Origin of the sequence: Rahnella variigena (genome assembly GCF_003610915.1) — a bacterium.
Lineage (GTDB): Bacteria > Pseudomonadota > Gammaproteobacteria > Enterobacterales > Enterobacteriaceae > Rahnella > Rahnella variigena.
In genome coordinates this window covers 669,944-687,169 of the sequence record NZ_NSDJ01000002.1, presented here as the reverse complement: position 1 = coordinate 687,169, position 17,226 = coordinate 669,944, and the positions used below count along the sequence as shown (strand labels likewise).

The following is a 17,226-nucleotide window of genomic DNA, read 5'->3' as shown; positions in this document are numbered from 1 at the left end:
GGGATAACATGAGCAACTATTACAGCGCAATCACGTCAAGTCTTTATGTATACAGCCCGCTCACTAACGGCTTTTATCCGCGTGAACTGCGGGAAGTGTACGACGATGCGGGAAGCTGGCCTGATGATGGCATTGCGGTAAGTGACGTCGTTTACCGTGAATACCAAACCCTTCCCCCGCCGGAAGGGAAAGTGCGGGTTGCGGGCAACGACGGGCTGCCAGCCTGGGCAGATATCCCCGCCCCGTCCGTGGCGGAACTGAAAGCCGAAGCCACCGCCATGCTGTCAGCCCTGATGGCTAAGGCAAACGCGGCTATCGCGCCTTTGCAGGATGCCGTCGATATTGACGACGCGACGGAGGCGGAACGGGCAAGCCTGACCGCCTGGAAAAAATACCGCATTGCCCTGAACCGGCTGGATTTATCAGCAGCGCCGGATATTGCCTGGCCTGCTTATCCTTTTTAATCATGCTCCGATTAATTATGAGGAGTTAACTCATAAAAGGAGGGGTTATATGGTTATAGATACAGGCATGCGTGGCAATCCGATAAATACAGACAATGAAGTTGGTAAGTCACATTCTAAAAAGGATATCTCGGCACAGATACATGATATTCAAGAGAAAATTTCAGCTGTTCTCGAGCGTATTGCAGAGGGAGGCCTTTCAAAAGAAGAGCAAGCACTGCTGAAAGAGCAACTAGAGGCTCTTTATCAACAACTTGCGCAGTTACTGCAAAAACAAATGGAAGAAGGGGGTGATAAAAAAACATCCAGCTCGGGGGAAACGGATAAAAAAATATCCGTTACCCCAAAACTGACAAAGATTGATGTCTTCGCCTGACATGTTCTGAAGGTTTATTACCTCAGCCGTCTCCCTGTTATGGGCGGGGAGACGGCCACGTTGTGCCATTCCCCACACTTCCCTCCCGCCGTGCCTGAGCGTACACAACACGCGATGATTGATTGGCTTATTAATCACAGGAAAAAACACCATGGCTGATTATCATCACGGTGTGCGCGTTGTTGAAATCAATGACGGCACCCGCGTTATTTCCACCGTTTCCACCGCCATCATCGGGATGGTCTGCACCGCAGAAGATGCGGATGCCGACGCGTTCCCGCTCGATACGCCGGTGCTTATCACCAACGTACTGACCGCCGCAGGCAAGGCCGGTAAAACCGGCACGCTCCGCGCCTCCCTGATGGCAATCGCCAACCAGGCTAAACCGGTGGTCGTCGTTGTTCGCGTCGCAGAGGGCGAAACCGACGCGGAAACCACCTCCAACATCATCGGCGGTTCAGATGAAAACGGCATGTATACCGGCATGAAAGCCCTGCTGTCTGCGCAAACGGAACTCGGCGTAAAGCCGCGCATTCTCGGCGTGCCGGGGCTTGATAATCAGGACGTCGCCACCGCACTCGCCGCCGTCTGTCAGCAGCTCCGCGCGTTTGGCTACGTCAGCGCGTATGGCTGTAAAACCGTGTCCGATGCCATTAAGTACCGCGACAATTTCAGCCAGCGTGAACTGATGGTGGTCTGGCCGGATTTCGTCTCCTGGAATACCACCACGAACGCCAGCGACATCGCCCCCGCGACGGCTTACGCGCTCGGCCTGCGTGCCAAAATCGACGCCGAAACCGGCTGGCATAAAACGCTTTCAAACGTCGGCATCAACGGCGTGACCGGCCTGTCTGCCAGCGTGTACTGGGATTTGCAAACCTCCGGCACCGATGCTGACCTGCTGAACCAGGCGTGCGTCACCACCCTTATCCGCAAGGACGGCTTTAAGTTCTGGGGGCAGCGCACCTGCTCTGACGATCCATTGTTCCTGTTTGAGAACTACACCCGCACCGCGCAGGTGCTGGCGGACACTATCGCCGAAGGTCATATGTGGGCATCAGATAAGCCCGTTACCCCGACGCTTATCAAAGACATGATTGCGGGCATTAACGCCAAATTGCGCGAAATGAAAACCGCCGGTCTGATCATTGATGGCACCTGCTGGTATGACCCCGAAGCGAATACTGTTGAAAGCCTCAAAGCGGGCAAATTATTCATTGATTACGACTATACGCCGGTGCCGCCGCTGGAAGATTTAACCCTGCGTCAGCGCATCACCGATCAGTACCTGGCGACGTTCGCCACGTCCGTTAACAGCTAAGAGGCGCTAAAACATGGCACTGCCTAAGAAACTGAAATACCTGAACCTGTTTAACGACGGGAACAGCTACCTCGGCATGGTCAGCGCGCTGACGCTGCCAAAACTCACCCGCAAGCTGGAGAACTATCGCGGCGGCGGCATGACCGGTTCGGCCTCGATTGATTTTGGCCTGGACGATGACGCGCTGACCTTTGAGTGGACGGTGGGCGGGCTGGATGAACTGGTGCTGAAACAGTGGGGGGCAGTGGATGCCGTGCCGCTGCGCTTTGCCGGTTCCTTCCAGCGTGACGACACCGGCGACACCTCCGCCGTGGAAGTCACCCTGCGCGGACGCCATAAAGAAATGGATTTCGGCGAGTACAAACAGGGTGAAGACACCGAAACCAAAATCACTACCCAGTGCACCTATTTCAAACTCACGATTGACGGCAAAGACGTGATCGAAGTCGATACCGTGAACATGGTGGAAATCGTCGGCGGCGTTGACCGCGTGGCGGAACACCGCAAAAACATCGGCCTGTAACCCGTAACCCGCGCCGGACATCGGCGCAAAACCTCACCTTTGAATAAGAGACACCGCTATGTCAGAACAGAATGAAAACATCGTTATCCTGGAAGAGCCGATCAAACGCGGCGACACCCTAATCACTCAGATTGAAATCATCAAACCGAACGCGGGACACCTGCGCGGGATTGGCCTGGCGGCGCTGGCGAATGCCGACGTTGACGCGCTGACCGTGATCCTGCCGCGCATTACCGTCCCGAACCTGACCACTCAGGACTGCAAAAGCCTGCATCTGCCCGACCTGATTGCCATGGCGGGCAAGGTGATCGGTTTTTTATCGCCGAAATCGGAACAATAAAACTTCCGGCGGCACTGACCGTTGATGACCTGATGGCGGACGTGGCGGTGATTTTTCACTGGCCGCCGTCAGAACTGAACCCGATGACGCTGACCGAGCTGCTGGTGTGGCGTCATAAGGCCATGCAGCGCAGCGGAGCCACCGACAGTGAGTAACTTAAAGTTAGAGGTGTTGTTAAAGGCGGTTGACCAGGCGACCCGCCCGTTTAAAGCGGTGCAGAACGCCAGTAAGGCGCTGTCCGGAGATATTCGCAATTCACAGAACACGCTCAAAGACCTGAACGCTCAGGCCGGAAAGATTGACGGTTTCAGGAAATCCAGCGCGCAGCTTGCCGTCACCGGTCAGAAACTCAAAGATGCCAAAGCGGAAGCGGCGGCGCTGGCTATCCAGTTCAAAAACACCGCCAACCCGACCCGCGCCCAGGCGCAGGCGATGGAGTCCGCGAAGCGCACCGCCGCGCAGTTGCAGACCCAGTTCAACGGGCTGCGGCAGTCGGTTCAGCGTCAGCGCACGGAACTCAGCCAGGCGGGCATCAGTACGCGCACGCTGTCTGACTCCGAGCGCCGCCTGAAAACCTCCATCAGTGAAACCACCGCGCAGCTCAACCGGCAGCGCGAATCCCTGGCACGCGTCAGCGCGCAGCAGGCCAAACTCAACGCGGTGAAAGGGCGGTATCAGGCGGGCAAACAGTTTGCCGGTAGCGTGACCGGTGCAGGGGCTGCGGGTGTCGGGATTGCGACGGCGGGCACGGTAGCCGGTGCCGGGATGCTCAAGCCCGGATATGACTTTGCCCTGAAAAACTCAGAGTTACAGGCGACGTTAGGATTAGAAAAAGACTCTGCCGATATGACCGCGCTGCGCACCCAGGCGCGGCAGCTCGGCGACAACACCGCCGCGTCTGCCGATGATGCCGCCGCCGCGCAAATCATTGTCGCCAAATCCGGCGCGGACAAGGACGGCATTCTGGCGGCGACGCCGACCATCCTGAATTTGTCCCTGGCAAACAAGCGCACCATGGAGGAAAACGCCACCCTGCTGATGGGCGTAAAGTCCGCGTTCGGCATGACTAATGACACCGTGGCGCACATCGGCGACGTGCTTTCTGCAGCAATGAATAAGTCTGCCGCCACCTTTGACGGGCTGTCAGACACCATGACCTATGCCGCGCCGGTGGCAAAACAGGCCGGTATCAGCGTCGAAGAAACCGCCGCGATGGCTGCCTCCCTGGCGGATGCCAAAATCACCGGTTCAATGGCGGGCACCGGTGCCCGTGCGGTCATTACCCGCTTACAGGCACCCACGGGCACCGCCGCCGCCGCACTGGGTGAGCTGAAGGTGAAAACGGCGGACAAGAAAGGCAACATGCGCCCGCTGTTTACCATCCTGAAAGAAATGCAAAAGAGCTTTGAGAAAAATAAGCTTGGTGATGCCCAGCGGGCGCAGTACATGAAAGCCGTCTTTGGCGAGGAAGCCAGTTCGGCGGCGATGGTGCTGATGGATGGGGCAACGTCGGGCAAGCTCGACAAACTTACCCAGGCATTCAAAACCTCGGACGGCAAAACCAAGGCGCTGGTGGAGGTGATGCAGAACAACCTCGGCGGCGACTTTAAGGAATTTCAGTCAGCCTATGAGGCCGTCGGCACTGACCTGTTCGATCAGCAGGATTCATCCCTGCGCAAACTGGTGCAAACCGCCACCGGCTACGTGCTGAAACTCGATAAGTGGATTGTGAACAATAAAGCCCTGGCGACGACGCTCGGCAAAATTGCGGGCGGTGCGCTGCTGATTATCGGCGCGCTCGGCGTGTTTGGCCTGGTGGCGGGTCCGGTTATCAGCGGCATTAATCTGATCGTAGCTGCTGCCAGTACGCTCTGGACAGTTCTGACCATAGCAGGCGGAGCAATAGCCACGGTTATCGGTGGGTTAAGTATGCCCCTGTGGGCTGTGGGAGGGATCATTGTTGGTGTGGGCGCGCTGTTTGTCGCCGGTGCGTTGCTTATCCGCAAATACTGGGAACCGATTAGTGCTTTCTTTGCCGGTGTGGTGGAAGGGTTGAGTGTGGCATTTGAGCCTGTTAAGGAGCTTTTCGCCCCGCTCAAGCCGATGTTTGATTCGCTCGGTGGCTGGCTGAAATCTGCCGTTCAGTGGTTCAAAGACCTGATCGCACCGGTGAAAGCGACCCAGGACACGCTGAATAATTTCAAAAACGCGGGCGTCATCGTCGGGCAGGGAATTGCCGATGCGTTTACCTGGCCTCTTAAAGCATTCAATAAATTGCGGCATGGCGTGGACTGGCTGCTGGAGAAACTCGGCATCATCAAGGATGAATCGGCAGACATTGATAAAACGGCGGACAAGGCTGATCAGCGTTCGAAGCAATCCGGCGACGGGGATCCGCAAGCGCACCCGCTGGATAATCCCGCCCCGATTACCCCGCCGTCTGGCGGCCTGCTGGGCGGCGGTTACACGCCGGTATCTGTTGGCGGCGGGCGCAGCTATATCGACCGCAGCACGCACCATTACACCATTGCCGCCGGTGCCGGTTTAGGCGTCCAGGATACTAGTCGTCAGATCCGCGCTGAGCTGGAAGCCCGTGACCGCGCCCGCGCCGCACAGCAACGTTCCCGCATGGATAATGATTAAGGAGATATCCGCATGATGTTAACGCTCGGGCTGTTTGTGTTTCAGTTGCAGACCGTCCCTTACCAAAGTTTGCAGCGGGACGTCGATTACCGCTGGCCTGCAAATAACCGCATTGGCCTGCGCCCGCTGCCGCAGTTCCTCGGCGTCAATGAGGAGAAAATCACCCTGTCCGGCGTGCTGATGCCGGAAATCACCGGCGGACGGCTTTCCCTGATGACACTGAACCTGATGGCTGAAGAGGGCAAGGCGTGGCCTCTGCTGGAGGGCAGCGGCACCATTTACGGGATGTTCGTGGTGAACAGCGTCAGCGAAACCCACACGGAACATTTTTCCAACGGTGCCGCCCGCCGGATTGAATTCACGCTGACGCTGACCCGCGTAGATGAATCACTGGCGGCGATGTTCGGCGATATGAAAGCCCAGGCCGACGGGTTGCTGAATCAGGCCGGTGGTTTAACCGGTCAGTTGGGAGGTCTGCTGTGATTACAGATATGACCATTGGCGCCGGTGCGCAGTTTGCGCCGGACTTCACGGTGACCGTCGGCGGTAAGGACATCACCCAGGACGTCAGCAACCGGCTAATCTCTCTGACGCTCACAGATAATCGTGGCTTTGAGGCTGACCAGCTCGATATCGAGCTGAGCGACACCGACGGCCTGCTGGACATGCCGCCACGCGGCGCGGTGATTAATATCGCGCTCGGCTGGAAAGGCCAGGCGCTGACGAACAAAGGCGACTTTACCGTGGATGAGGTGGAGCATCGCGGCACGCCGGACACGCTGACCATTCGCGCCCGCAGTGCGGACTATCGCGGCAGCCTGAACTCCCGCCGCGACAACTCCTATCACGACACGACGCTGGAGGCGGTGGTGTCCGCCGTGGCAGCGCGGAACAACCTCAAGCCCGCGATTGCTGAACCTTTCAGGGGCGTACCGGTGTCGCACATCGACCAGACCCAGGAAACAGACGCGAAATTTATCACGCGTCTGGCGGAGCTGAACGGCGCGGTTGTCGCCATCAAGGCGGGAAGGCTGCTGTTTATCAAGCCTGGGGCGGCAAAGACGGCGAGCGGGAAGCCCATCCCGCAGATGACGATTATCCGCAGCGATGGCGACGGGCATACGTTCAATATTGCTGACCGTGGGGCTTACACCGGCGTGTCGGCAAGCTGGCTGCATACCAAAGACCCAAAGCCTAAAAAAGTGAAGGTACAGCGCAAACCGAAAGTGCAGTACCTGCGCGCACTGCAACATCCGAAGGCAAAGAAGACCAGCGCGAAGGTGCAGAAAGCGCCGGAGGCGAAGGAAGGGGATTACCTGGCGGGCAGTGATGAAAACGTGTTTGCGCTCACCACCATTTACGCCACACAAAAGGCCGCCATGCGGGCAGCCCAGGCGAAGTGGGACAAACTCCAGCGCGGTGTCGCAGAGTTCTCGATCTCACTGGCACGCGGACGGGCTGATTTATTTCCTGAGACGCCGGTGGCGGTGTCCGGCTTTAAATCAGTGATCGACGCGCAGCCCTGGATAATCAGCAAGGTGACGCACAGCCTGGGCGGCAGTGGCTTTGTGACGACGTTAAATCTGGAGGTGTTGCTGTCGGATGTGAGTTATGAGGCGACGGAAAGCGACGGTGCTGAATAAGCTGAATGTGTAAATCACTGTAATGTGTGATGTATGTTTTAGCGAATAATATACAATGATTACATCTGATTAAAATGATTACATGGTGATTATTATGATGCACTGCCCGAAATGCCAGCACGCCGCTCACGCCCGTTCCAGTCGTTACCTGAGCCTCAACACCAAAGAGCGTTATCATCAGTGTCAGAATATTAATTGCAGTTGCACGTTTAAAACTCATGAGTCCATTGCTGACATCATTGTTGAGCCTGGGACGGTTCATGCCGTGCAGTTGCATCCGGACAAACATCAGCAGCAATCTTTGCTGATGCACTAAAACATGAAACCCGCCAATGGCGGGTTTCTTATCTATTGTGCCTTATCAATGATTACAGGCTATGATTGTTAGCCGCTTTAAAAGGTGGGGTGGCTAAACTCCACCGCCATTTCATCGCCATCATTAAAACCATAGCTAAAAAGCAACTTAAGTAATCTAAAAATAACATTATGAATTCATTGAATTTAACTTGATTATTTGAAATTATTTTTCGTCATTAAGAAATAACAATTAGCTATAAGCCATATTTTTTCGTTGTTAGACAAGGCTAAACGGCATCCTTACTCTTTGTCATGTTTTGTAAACCGTTTGCACACATTACAGATGAGGGATCTCTTTTGGCTACGTTATTACGTTCCGCTTTCGCGCCAGCCGTACAACGCGCACGTCGCACTGCCTCTTTCAAAATCGCATTACTGGCCAGTGCCGTAATGTTGTCTTCTTTTGCTTTCGCTGATGATGTCTTAAAAGAAGGCATCACACCGGCCACCGATGCCAGTCAGGTTCCTGCTGCAGCAAAACTGCGCACCGATACAGTGATCGCGGGGATCTCTGAACCTCAGGGTATTTTTAACCCTTACTTCTTCGTTAACGGCTGGGATGAAAACGTCACTAATGTGATTTTCGCCCGTCTGATTGACTGGGACAGCCAGGGCAAACTGGTCCCTGGTCTGGCAGAAAGCTGGACGGTCAGCCCTGACGGCAAGACTTACACTATCAAACTGCGCCATGACCTGAAATTCAGCGATGGTTCTCCGCTGACGGCAGAAGACGTCGCGTTCACGCTGACGGTGTTGTACGACCCGAAATATGATGGCGACACCGATATCACGCTGGCACACATTACTGGCGGTGATGAATATAAGCAGGGCAAGGCGGACAGCATCAGTGGCCTGAAAGTGATTGACCCGCTGACGTTACAGGTCACCACCACACAGCCGGGCGCTACGACGCTGCAAAAAATCGGCGGACCGGTACTTTCGAAAGCGTATTACGGTAAAGGCTACACGCGCGGTAATCTCGATTATTTGCGCACGCTGCACGGCAAACCTCTGGGCAATGGCCCGTATGTGTACGACAAATATATTCCGGGGCAGGAGATCCGTTTCCACGCCAACGCGAATTACTATCGTGGTGTACCACCGACTCCGCGCTTTATCTATCGCGTGACCAATCCGTCGACTAACTTCCAGCTGTTCCAGACGGGTGACACCGATTATGACGCGTTCACTTCGCGTCCGGATGATATCGAACAGCTGAAGATGCTCGGCTTTGCCAATATCAACCTGTACGGTTCCAGCGATTACAGCAAGATTGAGTTCAACGTCAGACGCCCTGCATTACAAGATGTGAAAGTCCGTCAGGCGCTGATTTATGGTCTGGATCGTCAGAAACTGATCGACGTGGTGTATCAGGGCTACGGTTCTGTGGCGATCGAGCCCATCGCGCCGATTTCCTGGGCGTATAACACTGATGGCGTGAATCCGTACAAATTCGATCCGGCGCAGGCCAACAAATTGCTGGATGAAGCAGGATGGAAAGCGGGCAGTGACGGGATCCGTGTGAAAGACGGTAAACGTCTTGAACTGACGCTGCTGGTCAGCAAAAAAGTGCTGAACGATGCGCTGATCCCGATCGCTAAAGAGAACTATCAGAAAATCGGTGTGCTGCTGAAACCACAGGTGGTGGATTTCAACGCACTGATGTCTCAGCGCAAGGCCGGGAATTACGATCTGGCGTCGTTCAGCACCAGCACGCTTAACGATCCGCACGATGGCGTCTGGGATTACTACAGCACAGAATCCACGGAATCGGGCTATAACAATCCTGAAGTCGATAAGCTGATCAACGAAGGCAACGCCACGCTGGATATCGAAAAGCGTAAGCCGATTTATCATGAACTGTATAAAGTGCTGGCGAACGATCCGCCGGTGATCCTGCTGGGTAACCGTAAAATTCTATCGGCCAGCAGCGCCCGCGTGACCGGTTTTAAACCGGATATCTATAACGGCCTGACCGGCAGTCTGCCGGACGTCAAAATCGTAAAATAATCAGAAATAATGCGGCTGCCGGATCCTTCCGGCAGCTTCAATGAGAAAGTCATGAGAAATTTCATTCTGCGTCGTTTGCTTCAAACCATTCCGATGTTGTTCCTCGCTTCGCTGCTCATCTTCATGCTGTTTGCCAAAACACCGGGCGATTTCATTGACGGGAATATCACCCTGACTGCGCAGCGCGCCGCCGAACTTAAAGCGCTTTATGGACTGGATCAACCGCTGCTCAGCCGTTATCTGCACTGGCTGGGCAATTTGCTGCGAGGCGATCTCGGCTTCTCGCTGCAATATCAGATCCCCGTCAGTCAGCTGCTGAACCAGTACATCTGGAACTCCTTCCTGCTCGCGACCATTGCGATGGTGCTGTACTGGGGGATCGCGCTGGCGGTGGGCATTGTCTCTGCGATGAAACCTTACTCCCTGTTCGACCATGTGGTGAGCATTGTGATTTTTGCCGCGATGTCTTTCCCGACCTTCTTCCTTTGCCTGCTGCTGATTAAATGGTTTGCCGTGGATCTTCACTGGCTGCCGGTGGGCGGTATGACCAATACAGGTAGCGATGCCACGGGCTGGGCGTGGGTAGCACAAGTGGCTGCGCATCTGGTGTTGCCGGTAGTTGCGCTGGTGATGTTGCAGGCGGGCAGCCTGACGCGTTATTTCCGCGCCAGTATGCTTGACGTGGTGCGTATGGATTTCATCCGTACCGCGCGCGCCAAAGGTCTGCGCGAGCGCACGGTTATACTGAAACATGCGCTGCGAAATGCGCTGCTGCCGATTATTACGCTGCTGGGGTTCGAGCTGCCGGGGTTGTTTTCCGGAGCGCTGATCACCGAAAAAGTCTTTAACTGGCCGGGAGCAGGGCACATTCACATTGATTCACTGGCGGCGCGTGATTACCCGGTTCTGATGGGGTTTACGTTGTTTCTGGCGGTATTAACCATTCTTGGCAACCTGATTGCTGATGTCCTGTATGCGTGGGCGGATCCGCGCATTCGTGTGAGGTCGTGATGTTTGGCTCTTTATTTTCTACTAACCGGCGGTTACGTGAAGCACAGATCCCCGTGCTGTCTCAGGTGACACCGTCACCCTGGTTACAGGCATGGCGTGCTTTACGCCAGAACCGTCTGGCGATGCTCTGCCTGATTTTACTGGTGGTAATGGCGGTCTGGTGCATAGTGGGCCCTTACTATTCGCCATGGCGGGATGATGCGACCGATGCGCTGATGATCAATAAAGCGCCCAACGCTGAGCACTGGCTGGGTACCGATTTTCTCGGGCGCGACGTGTATACGCGGCTGCTGCTGGCCGGTCGCATCTCGCTGATTATCGGCATGCTGACTATGTTGCTCTCCGTGACGCTCGGCTATCTGATGGGCGCTGTATCCGGTTATGTCGGGGGCATCACCGACAAAATCATCATGCGCTTTGCCGATCTGGTGATGACCATTCCGAGTTTGCCGCTGCTTATCGTGATGGGCGCGATGCTGTCTGAACTGGATTTCTCGCCGGACTCCCGTGTGTACATGGTGATCGTTATGCTCAGTTTGCTGGAATGGCCGAAACTGGCGCGTCTGGTGCGCGGGCAGATCCTCTCCCTGCGTGAGCGTGATTTTATGCTGGCGACTCAGGTTCTCGGATTGTCATCGCGCCGTCGCTTGTTCGGTCACTTACTGCCCAATACCGTGCCGATCCTGGTGGTGATGGCGACGATGGCCGTGGCGAACGCCATCCTCAGCGAATCTGCGCTCAGCTATCTGGGATTAGGCGTGGTGCCGCCAACACCGTCATGGGGAAATATGATGGATGCCGCCAACAGCCTGATCGACTTTCAGCGCCGTCCGTGGTTGTGGATGCCGCCGGGCGTGGCGATTTTTATTACGGTGATTGCGATTAATGTGCTGGGCGATGGCCTGCGCGATGCGCTGGATCCCAAGATGAAACGGAGCAAAAAATGACTGAACCCTTGATCCGTTTTAACCAGCTTTCATTATCTTTTGCCAGCGATGAAGGACGTGTGCGTGCGGTGCAGGACGTCACGTTCGACATTCAGGCCGGGCAGACTGTCGGTGTTGTTGGTGAATCAGGCTGTGGAAAAAGCGTCACGGCGATGTCGCTGATGGGGTTATTACCGCCACAGGCCGCCCGTATTGACGGGGGCGAAATCCTGTTTCAGGGGCGTGATTTGCTGAAACTGCGTTCGTCACAAATGGCGGATCTGCGCGGCAATCAGCTGGCGATGATTTTCCAGGAACCGATGACCGCGCTCAATCCGGTGCTCACCATCGGCGAACAGCTGGTGGAACCGCTGATCCGCCATCGTGGTGAATCACCGAAATCGGCGTGGGCACTGGCAACGCAGATGATCACTGAAGTCGGACTGGCGCGCGCGGAAAGCCTGATGGCCAGTTATCCGCACCAGCTTTCCGGCGGCATGTTGCAGCGCATCATGATTGCGATGGCAATCAGTTGTAAACCGCAGCTGCTGATTGCGGATGAACCCACCACTGCGCTCGATGTCACCGTGCAGGCGCAAATCCTGCGTTTACTGCGCGATCAGGCACAGCAAAATCATATGGCGCTGATGCTTATCACCCACGATTTAGGCGTGATCGCTCAGATGGCAGATCACGTAGTCGTGATGTACGCCGGTAAAATTGTTGAGCAGGGCGCGACCGCCGATGTGCTGCGTAATCCGCTTCATCCTTATACGCAGGGGCTGATCGCTTCGCGGCCCACCGCGGGAGAACGTCGCCGCCGCTTGTATTCCATTCCGGGACAAGTGCCCAGCCTGGCAGCATTACCGCCTTACTGCGCGTTTACCGATCGTTGCGGGCGCGCTACCGAACGTTGCCGTGAAGGGATCCCGCCGCTGGAAGGAAAACACCGTCAGGCCGCCTGTTTCTATAGCGGATTAACGACGGCGCAAGAGAATAAAGACACGGAGCTGCAACCATGAACGCGGAATATCTGATTGAAGTCGACGGGCTAAAAAAGTATTTCCCGATCCGCGACGGCGTATTCGGACAGGAAACCGGTCAGCTGCGGGCGGTTGATGGTGTCAGTTTTAACATCCGCAAGGGCACGATTTTCGGGCTGGTCGGGGAATCTGGCAGCGGCAAAACCACGGTAGGGCGCACACTGCTTGGGCTGTATGACAAAACCGCGGGCAGCGTGAAGTTTCGTGGCGAAGAACTTCATGCCCTGAAGCCAAAACAACTGAAAGCGTTGCGTCCGAAAATCCAGCTGGTGTTTCAGGATCCGTACAGTTCGCTGAATCCCCGCATCCGCGTCGGCGACGCCATTGGCGAGGCGATGCTTGAGCACCGGTTATGTTCACGCGCAGAACTGCGGGAAAAAGTGCTGGAAGTGATGAAAATCTGCGGGCTGTCCCCGTTGCATTACAACCGCTTCCCGCATGAATTTTCCGGCGGTCAGCGCCAGCGTATTGGCATTGCCCGTGCGCTGATCCTGCAACCGGATTTTATCATTGCCGACGAACCTATTTCGGCGCTGGATGTGTCCATTCAGGCGCAGATCATCAATTTGTTCTCGGATTTACGCGACGATCACGGCGTGACATTTTTGTTTATCTCGCATGATCTTGGCGTGGTGGAACATCTTTGTGATGACGTGGCGGTGATGTATCTCGGCCAGCTGGTGGAAACCGCCAGTCGGGATGTGCTGTTTGAGCGGCCTTTGCATCCGTACACGCAGGCGCTGCTGGCGGCAGTGCCGACGCTCGATCCCGACAGCGAACCGGTCGCGATGGTCAGCGGGGAAATCCCGGATCCGTCAAAGCCGCCCGCCGGTTGTCGTTTCCACACCCGCTGCCCTCACGCCATGGCTCGTTGCCGGGCGGAAACTCCGTTGCTACGTGAAGTGGAAAACGGTCACCGCGTGGCCTGTCATCTGGTGTAAAACCGATTGATATAAACCTGACCGCCGGATTTCAGTCTTCGAGGATCCGGCGGGCTTCCATCTGCATTTTTTGCCCGACGCTTTTGGTCACGTCGATCACTTTTTGCGTCGCCGGTGAAAGAAACGCGCCTTCCAGCCAGGTGATGCCCACCCGACGTTCCATCACTAACTGATCGTTATCGATACGGATCAGCCGCGAAAGAAATTCTTCTTCGACCAGAATGTTTTCGGACAAAAAACTTAGCAAACCGCTTTTTGCGATCAGCCCCGGCACCGATGCCAGCGAGCTGATTTCCACTTTGACGTCTGGTGGCGAGCAATGATTTTCATAGAACATCTTATCCAGCCACTGGCGCATCGAGACGGTTTTCGCCGGTAAAATCCAGCCATAACGGCTTAGTTCGCGCAGACTGGCGGGTTTACCGGCCAGCGGATGGTCGCGTGAGGCCGCGACAATTACCCGGTCAGCGGTGACCGGCAACTGCACCACCGGACTGTCGTAATTGACCAGCGGACCAATAATTACATCAATGGCATGACGCTCCAGCAACGTAAAAAGTACGTCGTTCATGCCGATCTGGATTTCCAGTTTCATATTCGGCACCTGCGATTGCAGCATTTTGCAGATTTCAGGCAGCAGGAATTGCGTTGCGGAACCGGAAACGCCGACGCGCACAATCCCGCCCGCGCCGCTGCTCAGTTCATTCATGATTTCGCCCAGCTCAAGGTAGGAACTTTGCAGCGCTAAACCACGCTGATAAAGCACCCGTCCTGCTTCGGTCAGTTCCAGCCCGCGACCTGCCCGCTTGAACAGTTTGATGTTCAGTTCTTTCTCTAAACGGGTGATGGATTTCGAAAGCGCAGGCTGAGTTATATTTAAATTTTGTGACGCAAGTCTCAAATTCATCATCTCTGCGGCTGTCACAAAATACTCTAAGTCTCTGTTATTTAACATTGATTCCTGAAATTCATCGATTTGATAATAAAATATAGTAGAAGGCATGAGAGGCAGGGTCAATAATCACGCCAACGTTGCGACGGGCAAGCCGTTTTCGCAACACGAACGCCAGCGAATTTACCTGTTTTTAAGTAAAATAAGAATCTAAGTGCATCTATGAAAATTGTTAATTTCACCATCAGTAAAGACCACACCAAAAGCTTCGGCATCTATAAAGAAGAGGGGATTGTCGATGTCGGCAGTCACTCAGGATGCCGCGATATTAACGAATTCATGGCACGCCATTCACTTTCCGGGCTGCAACGCTACGCTGATCTGCCTGCGGATCTTCAACTGAATGACATCAGTTTCCTGCCGGTTATCGACCGTCCGGGAAAAATCTTCGGCGTGGGCATGAACTACGCGGAAAAGCGCAAAGAATTTAATGAAACCAGCGACGCGCCAACCCTGTTTGTCCGTTTTGCAGATTCTCAGGTCGGCCATAACGGCACGATAATCAAACCGGCTTCTTCTGAGCAGTTTGATTATGAAGGTGAACTGGCGATTATTATCGGCCGCACCGGCCGCAATATTTCAGCAGAAAACGCACTCGATTTTGTCGCCGGTTACAGCTGTTATATGGATGGCTCAGTACGAGACTGGCAGCATAAATGGTATACCGCCGGGAAAAACTGGCCGTCGACGGGGGCGTTTGGCCCGTGGATGGTGACGCCGGATGAAGTGGGCGACCCGCAAAAGCTGAGTATCAAAACCTGGCTTAACGACCGGCTGGTGCAGGACGATACGACCGCCAGCATGATCCACACTATTCCGCAGATGATTGCCTACATCAGCACATTTACTCAGCTTTCTCCGGGCGATGTGATCATGACCGGTTCACCGGGCGGCGTCGGTAAAACCCGCGTACCGCCGTTGTTCCTGCATGAGAATGACAAGATTGAAGTGGAAATCGAAAATATCGGACGTCTGACCAATCTTATTCAGAACGCACCGCTGTCTGAGATTTCGCATTCAAAGACAGCGGCCTGATAAACCTCAGCGCGTCTGATTAACCAGAGGCACCGATTGTTCGGTGCCTTTGTTTTTGACGACCATCAGATACGTCAGCGTAAACGACAGCCCCAGTGACAGCACCACGCCCATCAGAATGTAGATAAAATACGGACCGATGTAGGCGGGCAGGCTGAAAATACTCGACAGAATATAGCCGTACAACCGCACCCCGAAGAACGCGATAAATGCAGACGCCACAGAACTGCTGATGGTGGTGGCGATAAACGCTTTTTTGTAGCGCGTCAGCACGCCAAACAGCGCAGGTTCGGTGATCCCCAGCAGGCCGGAAATTGCCGCAGACAGCACCACGGATTTTTGCTCGCGGGTTTTGACGTGGAAGTAAATCGCAAACGTCGATCCGGCAATTGCCATGTTGGCCATAAACATCATCGGCATGAGCATGTCCCAGCCCTGATCGGTAAAGTTCTGCAACGCAATCGGTGTCATCGCATGATGCATACCGGTGAGGATCGCCACCGGGCGGATCGCACCGACAATAAATCCGGCAAATACTGCAGACACGTCAAACAATCCCTGAATGCCAAATGCCAGCAACTTACCGAGATAAATCCCCGCCGGACCGATCAGCGTCAGCGATACCAGCGCCGCAATGAACAGTGTCAGCGTGGGTGTAAACACGGTTTTCAGCACGTCCGGCATGATTCTGTCCACCCAGCGATGGATGTAACTCAGCGCCAGCACAGAGAAAATCACCGGGATCACGCTCGCCGAATAGTTGAAAACGGATACCGGCAGCACATCCATAAAATACAATGCGGTAGGTGCGCCAGCAGTATGGCTGGCGAGCGCCTTCGCGGCGTCCATCAGCGTCGGATACATCAGACAGGCGGCCACGGCAGCGGCCAGGTATTCATTGGTTTTGAAGATCTTCGCCGCAGAAACCGCGAGGAAAAACGGCAGGAAGTAAAACACGCCGCTGGCGATCAAATCGATGATCATCACCGTTTCGCTTTTGGCTGAAATCACTTTCAGGGCAATCAGTCCGGCCAGCAAACCTTTGATCATCCCCGCGCCCGCGATGGCCGGAACGATCGGGCCGAACACGCCGGAGACGGTATCCATGAACATCGAGATCAGACTTTTACGTCCTTTTGTGGAAACATTTCCTGTTGCTGTTTCTGAATTTCCGGTTACCGGCTCCAGTTGTGACACGATGGCTTCGTACCAGATATTCACCTTCGGCCCGATAATGATCTGCACCTGATCACTCTGGCTTTGTGCGCCCAGTACGCCGGGCAGATTTTTAATTTCTTCCCATGCCACTTTATTTTCGTCACGTAAATCAAAACGCAGACGGGTCATACAATGCCAGACTTTATTAATATTTCCCGCACCGCCGACCAGTTTAATGACTGACTGCATTATTTCTGTATTCACCCTGAACCCCGCGACGAAAAAATGAATTATTCTTTATTTGATTGAAGGGGAGTGTAATGAGGGTGGTTTTCAAAAACAAACCAATAAAACAGGATCTTCATCACAAAACTTCACTGAATGGCGCTTATTTTGCACATCAATGCCAAATTGGTCTGTTTTTTATCGAAAATACGCCGTGCTTTCAAACCAAAATAAAAGCCTGAATTTTAGGTTTACAAG

Annotated in this window: 18 protein-coding genes; 16 read left to right on the top strand and 2 right to left on the bottom strand. The window is 54.6% G+C overall.

Annotated features, from left to right (window positions below; translation table 11 throughout):
• Window positions 1-8 precede the first annotated feature (8 nt).
• The 15 genes from CKQ54_RS25110 to CKQ54_RS25040 all read left to right on the top strand — a co-directional run bounded on the left by CKQ54_RS25110 (window position 9) and on the right by CKQ54_RS25040 (window position 13,598).
• Window positions 9-464, top strand: coding sequence for a tail fiber assembly protein (locus CKQ54_RS25110; RefSeq protein ID WP_120349719.1), 456 nt, complete (start codon window positions 9-11; stop codon window positions 462-464).
• A gap of 49 nt (window positions 465-513) precedes the next feature.
• Window positions 514-840: a hypothetical protein gene (locus tag CKQ54_RS25105; RefSeq protein WP_120349718.1), complete on the top strand. Its 327-nt coding sequence runs from the start codon at window positions 514-516 to the stop codon at window positions 838-840.
• 151 nt (window positions 841-991) lie between these two features.
• The gene (locus CKQ54_RS25100; RefSeq protein WP_120349717.1) at window positions 992-2,161 is read left to right on the top strand and encodes a phage tail sheath protein; all 1,170 of its coding nucleotides are present in this window, start codon (window positions 992-994) and stop codon (window positions 2,159-2,161) included.
• 13 nt (window positions 2,162-2,174) lie between these two features.
• Window positions 2,175-2,684 (top strand): phage major tail tube protein, encoded by a 510-nt coding sequence (locus CKQ54_RS25095; RefSeq protein WP_113876562.1) that lies wholly within the window; start codon window positions 2,175-2,177, stop codon window positions 2,682-2,684.
• 58 nt (window positions 2,685-2,742) lie between these two features.
• Window positions 2,743-3,024 carry a phage tail assembly protein gene (locus CKQ54_RS25090; protein WP_120349675.1) on the top strand — a complete coding sequence of 94 codons (282 nt, stop codon included), beginning with the start codon at window positions 2,743-2,745 and terminating at the stop codon, window positions 3,022-3,024.
• 32 nt (window positions 3,025-3,056) lie between these two features.
• On the top strand, window positions 3,057-3,179 hold the full coding sequence (locus CKQ54_RS25085; protein WP_112150974.1) for a GpE family phage tail protein: 123 nt from the start codon (window positions 3,057-3,059) through the stop codon (window positions 3,177-3,179).
• Entirely contained in the window at window positions 3,172-5,667 is a 2,496-nt protein-coding gene (locus CKQ54_RS25080) for a phage tail tape measure protein (protein WP_120349716.1), read from the top strand. Before CKQ54_RS25085 ends, CKQ54_RS25080 begins: the two co-directional genes overlap by 8 nt.
• Before the next feature lie 12 nt (window positions 5,668-5,679).
• Entirely contained in the window at window positions 5,680-6,150 is a 471-nt protein-coding gene (locus CKQ54_RS25075; protein WP_120163340.1) for a phage tail protein, read from the top strand.
• A gap of 8 nt (window positions 6,151-6,158) precedes the next feature.
• Window positions 6,159-7,310, top strand: coding sequence for a phage late control D family protein (locus tag CKQ54_RS25070; protein WP_425272828.1), 1,152 nt, complete (start codon window positions 6,159-6,161; stop codon window positions 7,308-7,310).
• A 94-nt stretch (window positions 7,311-7,404) separates the two neighbouring features.
• Window positions 7,405-7,626 carry a DNA-binding transcriptional regulator gene (locus tag CKQ54_RS25065; protein ID WP_120163338.1) on the top strand — a complete coding sequence of 74 codons (222 nt, stop codon included), beginning with the start codon at window positions 7,405-7,407 and terminating at the stop codon, window positions 7,624-7,626.
• Between the two features lie 431 nt (window positions 7,627-8,057).
• Entirely contained in the window at window positions 8,058-9,677 is a 1,620-nt protein-coding gene (locus tag CKQ54_RS25060) for an ABC transporter substrate-binding protein (protein ID WP_244220308.1), read from the top strand.
• Window positions 9,678-9,728: 51 nt separating this feature from the next.
• Window positions 9,729-10,688, top strand: coding sequence for an ABC transporter permease (locus tag CKQ54_RS25055; protein ID WP_113876647.1), 960 nt, complete (start codon window positions 9,729-9,731; stop codon window positions 10,686-10,688).
• Window positions 10,688-11,635 (top strand): oligopeptide ABC transporter permease, encoded by a 948-nt coding sequence (gene opp4C / locus CKQ54_RS25050; RefSeq protein WP_167459688.1) that lies wholly within the window; start codon window positions 10,688-10,690, stop codon window positions 11,633-11,635. Before CKQ54_RS25055 ends, opp4C begins: the two co-directional genes overlap by 1 nt.
• Complete coding sequence (locus CKQ54_RS25045) at window positions 11,632-12,636, top strand: ABC transporter ATP-binding protein (protein WP_120163335.1); 1,005 nt, start codon at window positions 11,632-11,634, stop codon at window positions 12,634-12,636. The genes opp4C and CKQ54_RS25045 overlap by 4 nt, the downstream gene beginning before the upstream one ends.
• Window positions 12,633-13,598: an ABC transporter ATP-binding protein gene (locus CKQ54_RS25040; protein ID WP_120163334.1), complete on the top strand. Its 966-nt coding sequence runs from the start codon at window positions 12,633-12,635 to the stop codon at window positions 13,596-13,598. The genes CKQ54_RS25045 and CKQ54_RS25040 overlap by 4 nt, the downstream gene beginning before the upstream one ends.
• Window positions 13,599-13,629: 31 nt before the next feature.
• On the opposite strand, the gene CKQ54_RS25035 is transcribed toward CKQ54_RS25040, so the two are convergent.
• Window positions 13,630-14,553 (bottom strand): LysR family transcriptional regulator, encoded by a 924-nt coding sequence (locus CKQ54_RS25035; protein WP_113876553.1) that lies wholly within the window; start codon window positions 14,551-14,553, stop codon window positions 13,630-13,632.
• A 159-nt stretch (window positions 14,554-14,712) separates the two neighbouring features.
• On the opposite strand from CKQ54_RS25035, the gene CKQ54_RS25030 reads away from it, so the two are divergent.
• Entirely contained in the window at window positions 14,713-15,585 is an 873-nt protein-coding gene (locus tag CKQ54_RS25030) for a fumarylacetoacetate hydrolase family protein (protein ID WP_120163333.1), read from the top strand.
• A gap of 6 nt (window positions 15,586-15,591) precedes the next feature.
• Here CKQ54_RS25030 and CKQ54_RS25025 read toward each other — a convergent pair whose 3' ends face one another.
• Entirely contained in the window at window positions 15,592-16,992 is a 1,401-nt protein-coding gene (locus CKQ54_RS25025; RefSeq protein ID WP_120163332.1) for a PTS transporter subunit EIIC, read from the bottom strand.
• Window positions 16,993-17,226: the final 234 nt, after the last annotated feature.